The organism is Rhodovulum imhoffii, assembly GCF_003046545.1.
Lineage (GTDB): Bacteria > Pseudomonadota > Alphaproteobacteria > Rhodobacterales > Rhodobacteraceae > Rhodovulum > Rhodovulum imhoffii.
In genome coordinates this window covers 242,317-254,377 of sequence record NZ_QAAA01000002.1, presented here as the reverse complement: position 1 = coordinate 254,377, position 12,061 = coordinate 242,317, and the positions used below count along the sequence as shown (strand labels likewise).

Below are 12,061 nucleotides of genomic sequence, written 5' to 3'. Positions count from 1 at the left end.
CGGCATTCATCGCTCGGATTCCAGAGCCCCATCGCCTTCGAGCGAAAGGCCCATGAAGTGAGCTAAACGCTCTCCACAAAACCCGGGCAAGTCCACTTTCGGCAATCATGGTTTTTCTGGAGCGTCCTGAGTTCGCGATCCCCGTGGGAGCTCTTCCTGCCCTCATCCCAGATCGGAGAACCGGATGACCGCACTCTGGGTCACCATCACAATCATCGGTATTGCAACCTACGCTACCCGTGTCGTGCCTTTGTTATGGCTTCGACCGAACGGCCAGAAGAGGCTGCGGTTGTCTTGGCTTGACCGATTGGGCCCGTGTTTGCTGGCAGCTATGGCTGTTGCGGTCATCTTGCCCACATTCGCCCAGACAGAGGGGTCATCGGAGTTTCTAGCCGCCGTGGGCGGATTGATGGGTGCAGTCGGCTCCATGTGTTTCCGGCGGGATCCGGGTCTAGCCACCCTCGTCGGCATAATAACATTCTACTTGTTGTCTACGTGATTGATATTGAATAAACAAATGCAGCGCACATAGCCATCCCAACCGAACATCCGGTGGTACGGATAGGCAAGGTCCACCTTGCCCGCTGTGCATTGCGGGCCACCGACTCCACCATAGAAATCCGCCATGTCGCGCTGACGCGGGAAGGCACCGTGGTTCGGATAGATGCGCGATCCGGTGACCGGCACCCGGCCCACCACCGCAGACACGCCCGCCCGGGTGCTGCGCCACGCGGTCAGGGCCTCAAGGGTATTGTGGCCGGGATACTGGAATACTGGTCCACCGCCTTGATGGTCAGTTGGGTTTCGATGCGCTTGGTTGTCATAGCAGGTCGCTCCATTGAAACTTCAGGCGAAAATGCCTACATTGAGGGCATGGAAATTTTTTCGATGATCTTTGCCATCCTGATGATTGCCGCCGCCGTCGCGGCGACAATCTTTATGTATATGTTTGGAGGCGGGATTTGGGCCGGACTGGGCTTCGCGGCACTTCTGGTGGTGACCTATCGCGCCGGGGCGTATGATGGCGAGCCAACCGACGAGATGGAGCGCGACCAGCTGAACGCCTTCCAGCGCCCACTGTCTGACGACTGACGCTATTCGAACTTCAGCCGGGTCGCTTCCCACACATCGCGGGCAGCATCTTGCCACGCCCTGAACTCACCGATCTTCATGGCCAGAACCTGTGGAAGCGGGGTCGCCAGCACCTTTGCGACGAACCCCGCGGCAATCCGCCAGCTTGAAGGCGACTTTGAGCGCAAGCCATTTTGAGTTCTCCGGGTGGCCCAAGCCGCCACCGTATATCCGATGCTCACACCCGTCAGGCTGCCATCGGCAATTCTGTCCCTCGCCCACTGAGCGTCAGCCGCAGCCGTGATCTGCAACCGGGCCATGACGTTCTGTCCATCACGCCAAACCTTTTCGACGCGCCCCAGAACATGACGCCCACTATCCGTGCGGTGAGAGTCGATCACGGCCAAACCTTCGGCCCCGCTCAGATCGAGCGTGGAGGCGTCCAGCACTTCCATAAACGGGCCTTGCGCGTCATGGCGACGTACTGGCGTCGGAGTGGCAATCACTGCCTCTACGGTCCGGTTGTCGGCGTCCCAAGTCGCTGGGCGGGTTTCGGTTGTGCGCCGCATTGGACGACCTTGAGACGGTTTTTCTCTTAAGAGGCGATCAAGCGGCATTGGAACCTCCTGTTTCGGTCAAGGGTTGTTGACCGCAAGATAAGCCGCACGTCGCGCCACGATCTCGGCATTTGCGCCCACTTCGGCGTTTGTGTTTCCGAAAGTACCGAAGGACGCCCCGCGCCGTCCTCCTGCATTCGCGTCAAGCGATCTCTGACGCATCTCGAAAGCCAAGGTGGAGAGAGCGGGGCTTGACGGAACCGCTCGCGGGGCTTGGCGCCCGAAAATTCTGGTGAACACGCTCATTCTGTGTGGCTTTCTACTTCGGCCCAAAGGTCAAAACCTGCGGGCACATCGACGCCCGCAATCTGGCAACTCCGGTCAAATACGGCCACGCAACGAGAAGCTGACATTGCGATGAGCCGGGAACTCGGGATCAATCCGAAGACCGTCGCGAAGTGGCGCAAGCGCGAGACAGTGGAAGATCGCAAGACCGGGCCGAAAGCTCCGCGTTCCACCGTTCTCAGTGAGACTGAGGAAGCGATGATCGTTGCGTTCCGCCGGCAGCCATGATCAGCTCCGCACCCACCTCGCGGACTTCATGGCTGCCTACAACTTCGCTCGTAGGCTGAAGACGCTCAGCGGCCTCACGCCATACGAATATGTCTGCAAAGTCTGGACTTCAGAGCCGGACAGATTCATCGTCGATCCGATCCACCAGATGCCGGGACTGAACACCTAAGCAGAGAAAGTGTGGCGGTAAAATACTGAGTCGTTACATGTGGTTGCGATGTAGAATGGCAGCCCATTCGGCTACCAAGCCTACGACGGGTGTTTTCCACTTTCACCTTCGGGCTTTTTCAGCTTGCGCTTTGCAACACGCTTAGGTGCCCGCTTTCTGATCTTTCCCACAGGGGCCAACCCCCGCCCGTCAAACCATCGCGCTTTTGGCGGGGATGGCGGGCATCGACCGGGCTGTGCTGCTGAAGGTAAAGGGCAGTGACTACGCCAAAATCCGGCAACATGTCGTGGACCCCTACCAGGAAAGCCTTGATGCCGAATCCGACGCGGGAAACGGGGACGCGGCAAAGTAGCGAAAGACCTGCGCTTTGCGGGACCAAATCATAACGGGTGGTGGCGTTGTCGAGATTGATACGCAGAGCGGTAATGGGGTGGCTCGCAAGGTCCGGTATGGATCGGGCGACTTACCCCGCCTCGACCGTGAGATTGCGACCGCAGAGGCCGCATGTGGTGGCGCGACCTCAAAGCGCCGCCGAACCTTTTATCCTCAGACGAGCAAAGGAGTCTGACCATGAGAAATTATGTGCAACCTGGTGACACGATCACCATTCCCGCCCCCGGTCCTGTGCTGTCCGGGCAGATTGTTACCGTTGGTGCTTTGACCGGGATCGCATCTGGCAACGCTGAGATCGGCGAGAATGTCGCGCTTAGTGTGGCTGGGGTGTTCGACCTTCCAAAAGTCGATGCAGAAGCATTGGCGCTTGGCGATGAAGTCGAGGTATCGGGCGGCGAAGTTACCGCCCTCGCATCCGGCTCGCGTTTAGGTGTTGTGATTGCAGACGCCGCCGCAAACGACGCAACCGCCCGTGTGCGCCTGACGGGGTAATGTGTCATGGCCAGTGCTGAAACCAAAGGAGGATTGCCATTTTGGCCCGCTGCCCTTCGCCGGGCAATGGCCGCGCAGTATTTCGGTTGCAGTGCGGGCCATTTTGATAAGCTCGTTCGGGCGGGAGTTGTGCCGCCCGGACGGATCGCCGGTGGTGTTACGGTGTGGCTGAGAAATGAACTGGACGCGGCTTTGGCGGAACTTCCCGCTGCTTCTGACGAGCTTTACTCAACCGAAACTGCATCTGATGACATCGACGCAATGATTGCGAGAGTGCAGTGACACGACGCCGCAATCCATTCCCGGGCGTTACAACCCAACCTGACCGTCACGGCAAGCTGCGGCACCGTCTGAGGCGTGTTGTGAAGGGCGTTCGGGTGGATTGCTACCTGCCTGGGGCCTATGGCTCTGCGGAGTTTAGAGCGGCCTATGAGGCTGCTGTGGAGGGTGCCCGGGTGCCAGTAGCACGCGCCGCGCCCGGTACGGTGGCCTTCCTTATCGAAACTTACCTAGCGTCCTCAGCTTACGCCGATCTTGCTGCCAAAACGAAATCCACAAAACGAGGGCGCCTCGACTGGATCAAAACGGCAATAGGAGAGGCAAAGTATGCGGACCTATTGCCTCGCCATGTGGAAGCACTGATGGACAAGAAGGGTGGCCCAGAAGCCGCCAACCGTTGCAAAAAGGACCTTGCTCAACTTTACGAGTTGGCAGCCAAGCGCTTCGGGTTTCGGGGCCAAAACCCAGCCAAATTGGCCGATAGCCGCAAGACACGTAAGGGCGGCTTTCACACCTGGACTGACGCCGAGATCGCGCAATTCAGAGATCATTTCGAGAGTGGCACACAGGCCCGTTTGGCCTTTGAGGTGTTTCTTGGCACGGGCGCCGCGCGTCAGGATGCAGCAGCCCTAACGCGGGCAAATATCCGCGGAGGGAGATTGTCATACCGACGCGGAAAGACTGGACAGGAAGTTGATTTGCCGATCCTTCCGGAACTCGCACGAGAACTGGCGCACGTCGCTTCCACTCAAATGGTGTTGATAGGGCATGGGGATGGGCAGGCCTACCGCCCCGAATCGTTAGGGAATTGGTTTCGAGATCGGTGTGTAGAGGCGGGGCTGCCGCATTGCACTCCGCATGGCTTGCGAAAGGCCGGAGCACGGCGCTTGGCGGAGCATGGCGCAACTGAGTGGGAGGTCATGGCTTTCCTAGCCCATGGCACTGCGAAAGAGGCGAGCCGCTATGTTGCAGCCGCGAATAGGGCCAAGCTCACCACTTCTGGACTCGCTCGATTGAGGGTGAAGAAAGAACAAAATTGACCAACCGTATTGAAAGGTTAGACAAAGGAGGCACTTAAGGTGATGGAACTAAACGAAAACTTCTGTGAAGTGGCAGCCCGTAGGGGAATCGAACCCCTCTTTCCAGGTTGAAAACCTGGCGTCCTAACCGATAGACGAACGGGCCATCGCTGCGGTGAGGCGGTAATTAGGCAAATCCGCTGGGGCGTGCAAGAGGGAATTTCAAAAAATCTGAAATTCTACCCGGCTCTTGCAGCATCTTCCAGGCGCAGTTGAACACGCCGTTTCCCGCCCCAGTCGTTCACTTCCAATCGACCGGCAAGGTGAAATCTTGCGCCGCCGTGGGCCTCCAGCGCGGGGCCAAGGGGGGTGTCGAAGGCGCCAAAAACAATGCTTTCCACACGCGGCCCGGTGGTGTCGGAAAAGGTGAGTTTCAGATGTGCTTCCCCCAAGCGCCGGGTATGGGCGATGGCCATGTCCGGGAAGGCGAATCTTGGGGCAGGGGCCCCGGCGCCATAGGGGCCGGCGGCTTCGATCTGTTCTACCAGCCCGGTGGATGCCGCGCCGGGCATCAACACGCCGTCCAGCCGCAGATCTGCCGGCCCGCACAGGCCGGCCCCCTGCTGCGCAAGCAATTCGGACAGACGCGCCATTGCCTCTTCCAGACGGTTTCTGGCCACGCTCAGACCCGCGGCCATGCGGTGGCCGCCGCCCTTCAGCAACAGCCCCTCTGACGCCAGCTTGTGGACAGCCGCGCCAAGATCCACCCCAGCGACCGATCGGCCTGAGCCCTTGCCCTCATCGCCGTCCAGCCCGATGACCACGGCGGGACGGTTGGTGGCCTCTTTCAGGCGCGCGGCGACGATACCGACCACGCCGGGATGCCAGCCTTCACCCGCAGCCCAGACCAGCGGCGCCTCCAGCCCGTGTTCTTCAGCCTGCGCCATCGCGGCCTGCCGGACGGCGTTTTCGATTTCGCGCCGCTCGCTGTTGAGCTTGTCGAGCCTTTCGGCAAGTGCCGCTGCTTCGTGCGGATCGTCGGTAGACAGCAGCCGCGCCCCTATATCCGCCTGTCCGATGCGCCCGCCGGCATTTACCCTTGGCCCCAGCAGAAAGCCCAGGTGATATGGCGTTGGCGCGCTGGTCATGCGTGCGACATCGGCCAGCGCAACAAGGCCGGGGCGCCGACGCCGGGCCATGATCTTCAACCCCTGCCTGACCAATGCCCGGTTTACCCCGACCAGGGGCGCGACATCCGCCACCGTTGCCAGCGCGACGAGGTCCAGATAGCCCATCAGGTCCGGCGTTTTGTGCGTGTTGCCGCGCATCCGGCGCGTGACCTCCACCAGCAGCAGGAACACGACTCCCGCAGCGCAAAGATGCCCAAGGTCTCCGGACTCGTCCTGGCGATTGGGATTTACCACGGCGCAGGCCGGTGGCAGGGTCTCCCCGCCCAGGTGGTGATCCAGGACAATCACGTCGATGCCCGCAGCGGCGATAGGGTCGTGGCTGAGCGTGCCGCAATCCACGCAGACGATCAGGTCGTGATCGCGTGCCAGCGCCTGCATTGCGGCCACGTTGGGGCCGTAGCCCTCTTCGATCCGGTCAGGGATGTAGAGTGTCGCGCCGTGGCCCATCTCCCGCAGCCATGTCAGCAGCAGGGCGGCCGAAGCGCCGCCATCGACATCGTAATCGGCAAAAACGGCGATGCGCTGGCGCCCGGTCAGGGCGGCAAGGAAGCGCAGTGCAGCCGTCTCCATGTCGCGCAGCCGCATCGGGTCCGGAAGAAGGTCACGCAGGGAAGGGGCGAGAAAGCCTTCGGCTTCCTCTGGCGTTACGCTGCGGCGCGCCAGAACCCGGCAGAGCGGGGCGGGCAGGCCGGTTCGTTGGGCAAGATGCTCTGCCAGCCGGTCGATCCCGGTGCCGGGGCCGACCCAGCGTCGCCCGGTCAGGGAGTTTCCGACCCCAAGAAAAGCTTCGCACATGCCTTACTTCAACGGGTGGCGGTAGATCATCCGGCGCAGGGAACCGGTCTTCGACCGCATGAGGATCGTTTCGGTGGTCAGGCAGAAGGGTTCTCGCTTTATGCCCTTGACGATAGAGCCATCGGTGACGCCGGTCGCGGCAAAGATGACGTCATGGGTGACCATTTCATCGCGGGAATAGACACGGTCAAAATCCGTGATTCCGGCCTTGGCGGCGCGGGCGCGTTCGTCATCGTTGCGAAACAGCAGGCGGCCCCACATTTGTCCGCCCATGCATTTCAGGGCGGAGGCGGCCAGAACGCCTTCGGGGGCGCCGCCGGAGCCCATATACATGTCGATGCCGGTCACGTCCGCTTCGGCGCAGTGGATCACACCGGCAACATCGCCATCGGTGATCAGCCGGATCGCCGCTCCGGTGGAACGCAATTCAGCGATCATGTCTTCGTGGCGCGGACGTTCGAGTACGCAAACCGTGATGTCGCGGGGCTGGCAGCCCCGTGCTCTGGCCAGTTCGCTCACCCGTTCCGCGGGGGTCATGTCCAACGCGACAACGTTTTCCGGGTAGCCCGGCCCGATGGCCAGCTTGTCCATGTAGACATCGGGGGCGTGCAACAGCGTGCCGCGCGGGGCCATGGCGATGACCGTCAGCGCGTTGGGCATATCCTTCGCGGTGAGCGTCGTGCCCTCCAGCGGGTCGAGGGCGATATCCACCGCCGGACCCTTGCCGGAGCCGACCTCCTCGCCGATGAACAGCATTGGGGCTTCGTCCCGCTCTCCCTCGCCGATGACCACCACGCCGTCGATGTCCAGCTTGTTGAGCTGGTCGCGCATCGCATTCACGGCGGCCTGATCCGCTGCCTTTTCGTCCCCCCGCCCGATCAGCTGCGCCGAGGCCAGCGCAGCGGCCTCCGACACGCGGGCAAGGCCAAGGGACAGCATGCGGTCGTTGAAATCGGTGGGGGCGGAAGAAGACATGAAAACATCCTGAATTGAGTAAAGGGTATGCCTTTCCTAACCCCCTCACCCCTTGCAGGGCAAGGTTGGAGAGGCCCGCCACGGGATCGGATGGGGCGAGGTCAGATATCCTCGATGCGGATGGCGACCGGCTCCCCCACAACGACGCCCGTTCCGGCGAAGCCCTTTCGGGCATGATCCAGCGCATCGCGCGTGGTCTTGTGCGTGACGACAAGGACCGGGGCGGTGGTCCGCGCGTGGCGATACTGGCGCATGCGGTTGATCGAAATGCCGGCGTCCCCCAGGACCATCGCGACCTTGGCCAGCGCACCGGGGCGGTCTTCCAGTTCCATCCTCAGGTAATAGGGCGCGGCGGTCGAAACACGGGCGGCGGGGGCCGTTGTCAGGGTGCGGGCGGGCTGGCCGAAAGTCGGCACGCGGGTTCCGCGGGCGATATCGAGGATATCGGACATTACCGCGCTGGCGGTCGGTCCTTCGCCCGCGCCAGCCCCGCGCAGGATGATCTGCCCGACGGCGTCCCCTTCCAGAAGGACCATGTTGGTGGCATTTTCCAGCCGGCCCAGCGGTGACGTGGCCGGGACCAGGCAGGGCGTCATGCGCTGTTCCAGCCCGCGCCCGGTCATTTGCGCCACGCCCAGCAGCTTGATGCGAAAGCCCATGTCGGCGGCGTGGCGGATGTCATCGATGGAGATCCGTTCGATCCCCTCCAGTTCCATTCCGTGAAAGTTCACCTGCGTGCCGAAGGCGATTGCGGCCAGAAGTGCCAGCTTGTGCCCCGCATCGATGCCGCCGACGTCCAGCATCGGGTCCGCCTCGAGGTAACCCAGCTTGTTCGCTTCGTCGAACACGGTATCATAGGGCAGCCCTGCGTGTTCCATGCGGGTCAGGATGTAGTTGCAGGTGCCGTTCATCACCCCCATCACGCGGGTGACCCGATTGCCCGCCAGCCCTTCGGTCAGGGCCTTGACGACGGGAATGCCCCCGGCCACGGCGGCTTCGAACCGGATGACACGCCCGGCGGTTTCCGCCGCTTCGGCCAGCGCCTGCCCGTGCAGGGCCAGCATTGCCTTGTTGGCCGTAACCACGTCTTTTCCCGCCGAGATGGCGGCCTCTGTCGCGGCCTTGGCCGGTCCGTCGGAGCCGCCCATCAACTCCACGAAGACGTTTACGTCGTCGCGCTGGGCAAGGGCGACGGGGTCGTCTTCCCATCCATAGGGTGAGAGATCCACTCCCCTGTCCTTGTCCCGGGTGCGTGCGGATACGGCCGCGATCTCGACCGGCCGGCCAGAGCGTTGGGTCAGAAGGCCGCCATGGCGGGCGATGATCTTGACGACTCCGGCACCGACGGTGCCCAGCCCGGCAATGCCCAGGCGCAGGGGGGTGTTCATGGGGGTCTCCGCGTCTCAGGTCCCGTGTTGAAGGGTCTGTAGCGCGTCAGGCAGGGTCATGCAACGCGCGCCTCTGGTCAGTCCGCTAATCGGTGGCCCGAAGCCGTGCCGCCCGCGCACGCAGGGCCGCCGCGCGGGCCTCCAGCTCAGCCGGAGCGTCCGGGGTCAGCCGGGCGGATTGGGCGTCTTCCAGCAGGGTGTCGATCGGGGCAAGCGTGGGGTATGTTCCTTCCGTGGCCGACCGGGGTTGCGCGAAGTCGGTCATGGGGGCGCAGCCCGTGGCCAGGACAAGGTACATGATGGTCAGGTCTGGACGCGGCATTGAGTTCTTTCCGAAAGCTGGCAGGACCATAAACCGGCCCGGCCCGGCCCGGCAAGGCGGCTTGGAAATGAACGAATGTTCAGATAGACAGGGAGTCATGGCACGAAAGACGGGTTCCCATTCCGAGATCACCGGGCCGCGGGTTCACGCCGCGGCGCAACGGCTGTTTGCGCGCTACGGTTACGCGGCGGTTTCGATGCGCCAAATCGCGACCGAGGTCGGGGTGCAGGCCGGCGCCCTCTATAATTATACGCCGGACAAACAAAGCCTGCTATTCGATCTGATGCGCGCGCATCTTGAGGATCTGCTGGCGGCATGGCGGGCCGAATCTTGCCCGGCGCCCCCCCTGGCTGCGCTGGAGCGGTTTTGCCGGTTTCATGTGCGCTACCATCTCGACCGGCCCGACGAGGTTTTCATCGCATATATGGAACTGCGCAATCTTGTGCCCGAAAACTTCGCCGTCATCGAACGGTTGCGCAAACGCTATGAGACCGAGTTGGAGACCATTCTGTGCGCGGGGCAGGCGCAGGGGGTGTTTGCGCTCGAAGACGTCAAGCTGGCGACGTTGGCCGTGATCGCCATGCTGACCGGGGTGACGACATGGTACCGCGATACCGGGCGGCTCAGCCGGAACCGGGTCGAGATGCTTTACTGGGACATGGTGCGCAAGGCGGTCGGGGCGTAAAGGCTCGACCTGCGGGGCGGGGCGCGATATGGCTGCGGGAAAAGAGGATCAGATGCCCGGGAATATCGCCCATCTGCGCGTTTCAGCCCCACGCCGGTTCTTTGGCCTGGGGGTCTTGCTGCTGCTGGCCGGAGTGGTTTTGTACATCGCCATGGCCCGCCCGCCGGAAGCACTGGGCTGGCGCGCTTTCCTGCTGGGACTGGGCGTTGTGGTTCTGGTCCTCGGGGTCAAGATGCATCGGGCTACGAAGAGGTCCCTTACCCTGACCGAGGAAGGTCTTTCTGACAGCGATGGGCGCATTCTGGCGCGACTGGAGGAGATCGAGGCTGTCGACCGGGGCTTGTTCGCCTTCAAGCCGTCGAACGGGTTCGTTCTGAAACTGAAACAACCGCAGGGTATAGTCTGGGCGCCGGGGCTTTGGTGGCGCCTTGGACGGCGCGTGGGGGTCGGCGGCGTGACTTCGGCGGTCCAGGCCAAGGTCATGGCCGAGGCGTTGGAGACCGCGCTGGCGGAGCGCGCCGCAGCCCGGTAATGCCGCGACGCAGCGCGCGACAGGGTTGTAGCACGATTTCGGGATTCACGTTAAAACACTGTTTTACAGCGTATTTCCTTCTCTTTCGGCTGCGCCTATACTGGCCTTGGTGCGACGCACCGCCGCACCTTGACCCGGCACAAGAAAAAAAGAGAGGGCACCATGCCTGAGCGCCGCGAATCCAGTTTCCGTGAATCCGTAGATTTCATGTTCAACCGCGCCGTTGCGGCGATGGACCTTCCTCCGGGTCTGGCCGAGAAGATCCGGGTGTGCAACTCCACCTACACAGTTCGGTTCGGGGTGCGCCTGCGGGGCAAGCTGGAAACCTTTGTCGGTTACCGTTCCGTCCATTCCGAGCATCGCGAACCCGTCAAGGGCGGCATCCGCTATGCCACCGCCGTGAACCAGGATGAAGTGGAAGCCCTGGCGGCGTTGATGACCTACAAATGTGCTTTGGTCGAAGCCCCGTTCGGGGGATCCAAGGGGGGGTTGTGCATCGATCCGCGCGCCTGGGAGGAAAGCGAACTGGAGATGATCACCCGTCGCTTCGCTTATGAACTGATCAAGCGCGATCTGATCAACCCGGCCCAGAACGTGCCTGCCCCCGATATGGGAACCGGCCCGCGTGAAATGGAGTGGATTGCCGATCAGTACCTGCGCATGAACACAACCGATATCAACGCGACCGCGTGCGTCACGGGCAAACCGATCAACGCGGGAGGTATTGCGGGGCGGGTCGAGGCCACCGGTCGCGGTGTACAATATGCTCTGCGGGAGTTTTTCCGCCACCCTGAAGATGTCGCCAAGGCGGGCCTGTCCGGGATGCTCGATGGCAAGCGTGTGATCGTGCAGGGGCTTGGCAACGTGGGATTCCACGCGGCGCTGTTCCTTTCGCAGGAAGACGGCGCGCGTGTCACCGGTATTATAGAGCGCGATGGCGCCCTGGTGAATCCGCTGGGGATGAATGTCCCCGCGGTGCGGGACTGGATCGTTGACCATGGCGGCGTCCAGGGGTGCCCGGAGGGCGAGTTCGTCGGCAACGGGTCCGTGGTGCTGGAGGACGACTGCGATATCCTTGTTCCCGCCGCGCTGGAGGGTGTCATCAACGAAGAGAACGCCGCGCGCATCAAGGCTCCTTTGATCATAGAAGCCGCGAACGGGCCCGTGACCGCAGGGGCCGACCGGATCCTGCAGGAAAAGGGAACGGTCATCATCCCGGATCTTTACGCCAACGCAGGGGGTGTGACGGTATCCTATTTCGAATGGGTAAAGAACCTCAGCCACATCCGGTTCGGCCGCATGCAGCGCCGGCAGGAAGAAGCCCGTCACCAGCTTGTCGTGGATGAACTGGAACGTCTTTCCGCCGACACCGGCATCGGATGGACGCTTTCGCCCAACTTCAAGGAGAGATACCTGCGTGGCGCGGATGAGTTGGAACTTGTGCGTTCGGGGCTGGATGACACGATGCGGACCTCCTACCAGGCAATCCGTGAAATCTGGGAAAGCCGTGAGGACGTGCCCGACCTGCGGATGGCCGCCTATCTGGTTGCCATCGGACGGGTTGCAGATGGGTATAGCGCGAAAGGGCTTTGATCCGTTCCCGAGATGTGCCAGGCGCCCT

At 62.3% G+C, this 12,061-nt stretch carries 16 protein-coding genes, 1 tRNA gene and 1 pseudogene; 11 read left to right on the top strand and 7 right to left on the bottom strand.

Translation table 11 applies throughout. The features are described from left to right. Nucleotides 1-184 precede the first annotated feature (184 nt). A complete protein-coding gene (locus tag C8N32_RS03085; protein WP_107890990.1) occupies nucleotides 185-499 on the top strand; it encodes an AzlD domain-containing protein in 315 nt (104 codons plus the stop codon). Here C8N32_RS03085 and C8N32_RS14835 read toward each other — a convergent pair. After that, nucleotides 481-708: a hypothetical protein gene (locus C8N32_RS14835; protein ID WP_146159676.1), complete on the bottom strand. Its 228-nt coding sequence runs from the start codon at nucleotides 706-708 to the stop codon at nucleotides 481-483. The genes C8N32_RS03085 and C8N32_RS14835 overlap by 19 nt on opposite strands. An 81-nt stretch (nucleotides 709-789) precedes the next feature. On the opposite strand from C8N32_RS14835, the gene C8N32_RS03080 reads away from it, so the two are divergent. Further along, nucleotides 790-1,092, top strand: a complete 303-nt coding sequence (locus tag C8N32_RS03080) for a hypothetical protein (RefSeq protein ID WP_170106716.1) — start codon at nucleotides 790-792, stop codon at nucleotides 1,090-1,092. 2 nt (nucleotides 1,093-1,094) lie between these two features. Here the strand turns inward: C8N32_RS03080 and C8N32_RS03075 are convergent, their stop codons facing one another. Then, a complete protein-coding gene (locus tag C8N32_RS03075; RefSeq protein ID WP_146159674.1) occupies nucleotides 1,095-1,640 on the bottom strand; it encodes a hypothetical protein in 546 nt (181 codons plus the stop codon). Between the two features lie 405 nt (nucleotides 1,641-2,045). On the opposite strand from C8N32_RS03075, the gene C8N32_RS15255 reads away from it, so the two are divergent. The 6 genes and pseudogenes from C8N32_RS15255 (at nucleotide 2,046) to C8N32_RS03055 (ending at nucleotide 4,574) form a co-directional block, all read left to right on the top strand. Continuing rightward, nucleotides 2,046-2,201, top strand: coding sequence for a hypothetical protein (locus C8N32_RS15255; RefSeq protein WP_420853798.1), 156 nt, complete (start codon nucleotides 2,046-2,048; stop codon nucleotides 2,199-2,201). Then, a pseudogene (locus tag C8N32_RS15250) lies at nucleotides 2,194-2,370 on the top strand (IS481 family transposase); the annotation flags it as partial. The gene C8N32_RS15255 and the pseudogene C8N32_RS15250, both read left to right, overlap by 8 nt. 214 nt (nucleotides 2,371-2,584) lie before the next feature. Further along, the gene (locus C8N32_RS14915; RefSeq protein ID WP_170106715.1) at nucleotides 2,585-2,722 is read left to right on the top strand and encodes a hypothetical protein; all 138 of its coding nucleotides are present in this window, start codon (nucleotides 2,585-2,587) and stop codon (nucleotides 2,720-2,722) included. 218 nt (nucleotides 2,723-2,940) lie between these two features. Next, on the top strand, nucleotides 2,941-3,255 hold the full coding sequence (locus C8N32_RS03065) for a DUF2190 family protein (protein WP_107890987.1): 315 nt from the start codon (nucleotides 2,941-2,943) through the stop codon (nucleotides 3,253-3,255). Nucleotides 3,256-3,261: 6 nt separating this feature from the next. Continuing rightward, on the top strand, nucleotides 3,262-3,537 hold the full coding sequence (locus C8N32_RS03060; RefSeq protein ID WP_146159673.1) for a hypothetical protein: 276 nt from the start codon (nucleotides 3,262-3,264) through the stop codon (nucleotides 3,535-3,537). Between the two features lie 95 nt (nucleotides 3,538-3,632). Then, the gene (locus tag C8N32_RS03055) at nucleotides 3,633-4,574 is read left to right on the top strand and encodes a tyrosine-type recombinase/integrase (RefSeq protein WP_107890985.1); all 942 of its coding nucleotides are present in this window, start codon (nucleotides 3,633-3,635) and stop codon (nucleotides 4,572-4,574) included. A 70-nt stretch (nucleotides 4,575-4,644) separates the two neighbouring features. Here the strand turns inward: C8N32_RS03055 and C8N32_RS03050 are convergent. The 5 genes from C8N32_RS03050 to C8N32_RS03030 all read right to left on the bottom strand — a co-directional run bounded on the left by C8N32_RS03050 (nucleotide 4,645) and on the right by C8N32_RS03030 (nucleotide 9,223). Beyond that, nucleotides 4,645-4,719 (bottom strand) — tRNA-Glu (locus C8N32_RS03050). A gap of 73 nt (nucleotides 4,720-4,792) precedes the next feature. Then, nucleotides 4,793-6,538, bottom strand: coding sequence for a single-stranded-DNA-specific exonuclease RecJ (recJ, locus tag C8N32_RS03045; RefSeq protein WP_107890984.1), 1,746 nt, complete (start codon nucleotides 6,536-6,538; stop codon nucleotides 4,793-4,795). Between the two features lie 3 nt (nucleotides 6,539-6,541). Continuing rightward, nucleotides 6,542-7,513, bottom strand: coding sequence for a class II fructose-bisphosphatase (gene glpX, locus C8N32_RS03040; protein ID WP_107890983.1), 972 nt, complete (start codon nucleotides 7,511-7,513; stop codon nucleotides 6,542-6,544). A gap of 101 nt (nucleotides 7,514-7,614) precedes the next feature. Then, entirely contained in the window at nucleotides 7,615-8,901 is a 1,287-nt protein-coding gene (locus C8N32_RS03035; protein ID WP_107890982.1) for a homoserine dehydrogenase, read from the bottom strand. A gap of 85 nt (nucleotides 8,902-8,986) precedes the next feature. Further along, nucleotides 8,987-9,223 carry a hypothetical protein gene (locus tag C8N32_RS03030; RefSeq protein WP_107890981.1) on the bottom strand — a complete coding sequence of 79 codons (237 nt, stop codon included), beginning with the start codon at nucleotides 9,221-9,223 and terminating at the stop codon, nucleotides 8,987-8,989. Between the two features lie 97 nt (nucleotides 9,224-9,320). Between C8N32_RS03030 and C8N32_RS03025 the strand changes: the two genes are divergently transcribed. The 3 genes from C8N32_RS03025 to C8N32_RS03015 all read left to right on the top strand — a co-directional run bounded on the left by C8N32_RS03025 (nucleotide 9,321) and on the right by C8N32_RS03015 (nucleotide 12,033). Then, nucleotides 9,321-9,908 carry a TetR/AcrR family transcriptional regulator gene (locus C8N32_RS03025; protein ID WP_107890980.1) on the top strand — a complete coding sequence of 196 codons (588 nt, stop codon included), beginning with the start codon at nucleotides 9,321-9,323 and terminating at the stop codon, nucleotides 9,906-9,908. 52 nt (nucleotides 9,909-9,960) lie between these two features. After that, a complete protein-coding gene (locus C8N32_RS03020) occupies nucleotides 9,961-10,440 on the top strand; it encodes a hypothetical protein (RefSeq protein ID WP_107890979.1) in 480 nt (159 codons plus the stop codon). A gap of 162 nt (nucleotides 10,441-10,602) precedes the next feature. Beyond that, nucleotides 10,603-12,033, top strand: a complete 1,431-nt coding sequence (locus C8N32_RS03015) for a Glu/Leu/Phe/Val family dehydrogenase (RefSeq protein WP_107890978.1) — start codon at nucleotides 10,603-10,605, stop codon at nucleotides 12,031-12,033. Nucleotides 12,034-12,061 lie beyond the last annotated feature (28 nt).

Excerpts from the sequence above, each read along its gene's own strand:
- C8N32_RS03085 (WP_107890990.1), top strand. The coding sequence starts at position 185 with ATGACCGCACTCTGGGTCACCATCACAATCATCGGTATTGCAACCTAC.
- C8N32_RS03080 (WP_170106716.1), top strand. The coding sequence starts at position 790 with ATGGTCAGTTGGGTTTCGATGCGCTTGGTTGTCATAGCAGGTCGCTCC.
- C8N32_RS03075 (WP_146159674.1), bottom strand. The coding sequence starts at position 1,640 with ATGCGGCGCACAACCGAAACCCGCCCAGCGACTTGGGACGCCGACAAC.
- C8N32_RS15255 (WP_420853798.1), top strand. The coding sequence starts at position 2,046 with ATGAGCCGGGAACTCGGGATCAATCCGAAGACCGTCGCGAAGTGGCGC.
- C8N32_RS14915 (WP_170106715.1), top strand. The coding sequence starts at position 2,585 with ATGGCGGGCATCGACCGGGCTGTGCTGCTGAAGGTAAAGGGCAGTGAC.
- C8N32_RS03065 (WP_107890987.1), top strand. The coding sequence starts at position 2,941 with ATGAGAAATTATGTGCAACCTGGTGACACGATCACCATTCCCGCCCCC.
- C8N32_RS03060 (WP_146159673.1), top strand. The coding sequence starts at position 3,262 with ATGGCCAGTGCTGAAACCAAAGGAGGATTGCCATTTTGGCCCGCTGCC.
- recJ (WP_107890984.1), bottom strand. The coding sequence starts at position 6,538 with ATGTGCGAAGCTTTTCTTGGGGTCGGAAACTCCCTGACCGGGCGACGC.
- glpX (WP_107890983.1), bottom strand. The coding sequence starts at position 7,513 with ATGTCTTCTTCCGCCCCCACCGATTTCAACGACCGCATGCTGTCCCTT.
- C8N32_RS03035 (WP_107890982.1), bottom strand. The coding sequence starts at position 8,901 with ATGAACACCCCCCTGCGCCTGGGCATTGCCGGGCTGGGCACCGTCGGT.
- C8N32_RS03030 (WP_107890981.1), bottom strand. The coding sequence starts at position 9,223 with ATGCCGCGTCCAGACCTGACCATCATGTACCTTGTCCTGGCCACGGGC.
- C8N32_RS03025 (WP_107890980.1), top strand. The coding sequence starts at position 9,321 with ATGGCACGAAAGACGGGTTCCCATTCCGAGATCACCGGGCCGCGGGTT.
- C8N32_RS03020 (WP_107890979.1), top strand. The coding sequence starts at position 9,961 with ATGCCCGGGAATATCGCCCATCTGCGCGTTTCAGCCCCACGCCGGTTC.
- C8N32_RS03015 (WP_107890978.1), top strand. The coding sequence starts at position 10,603 with ATGCCTGAGCGCCGCGAATCCAGTTTCCGTGAATCCGTAGATTTCATG.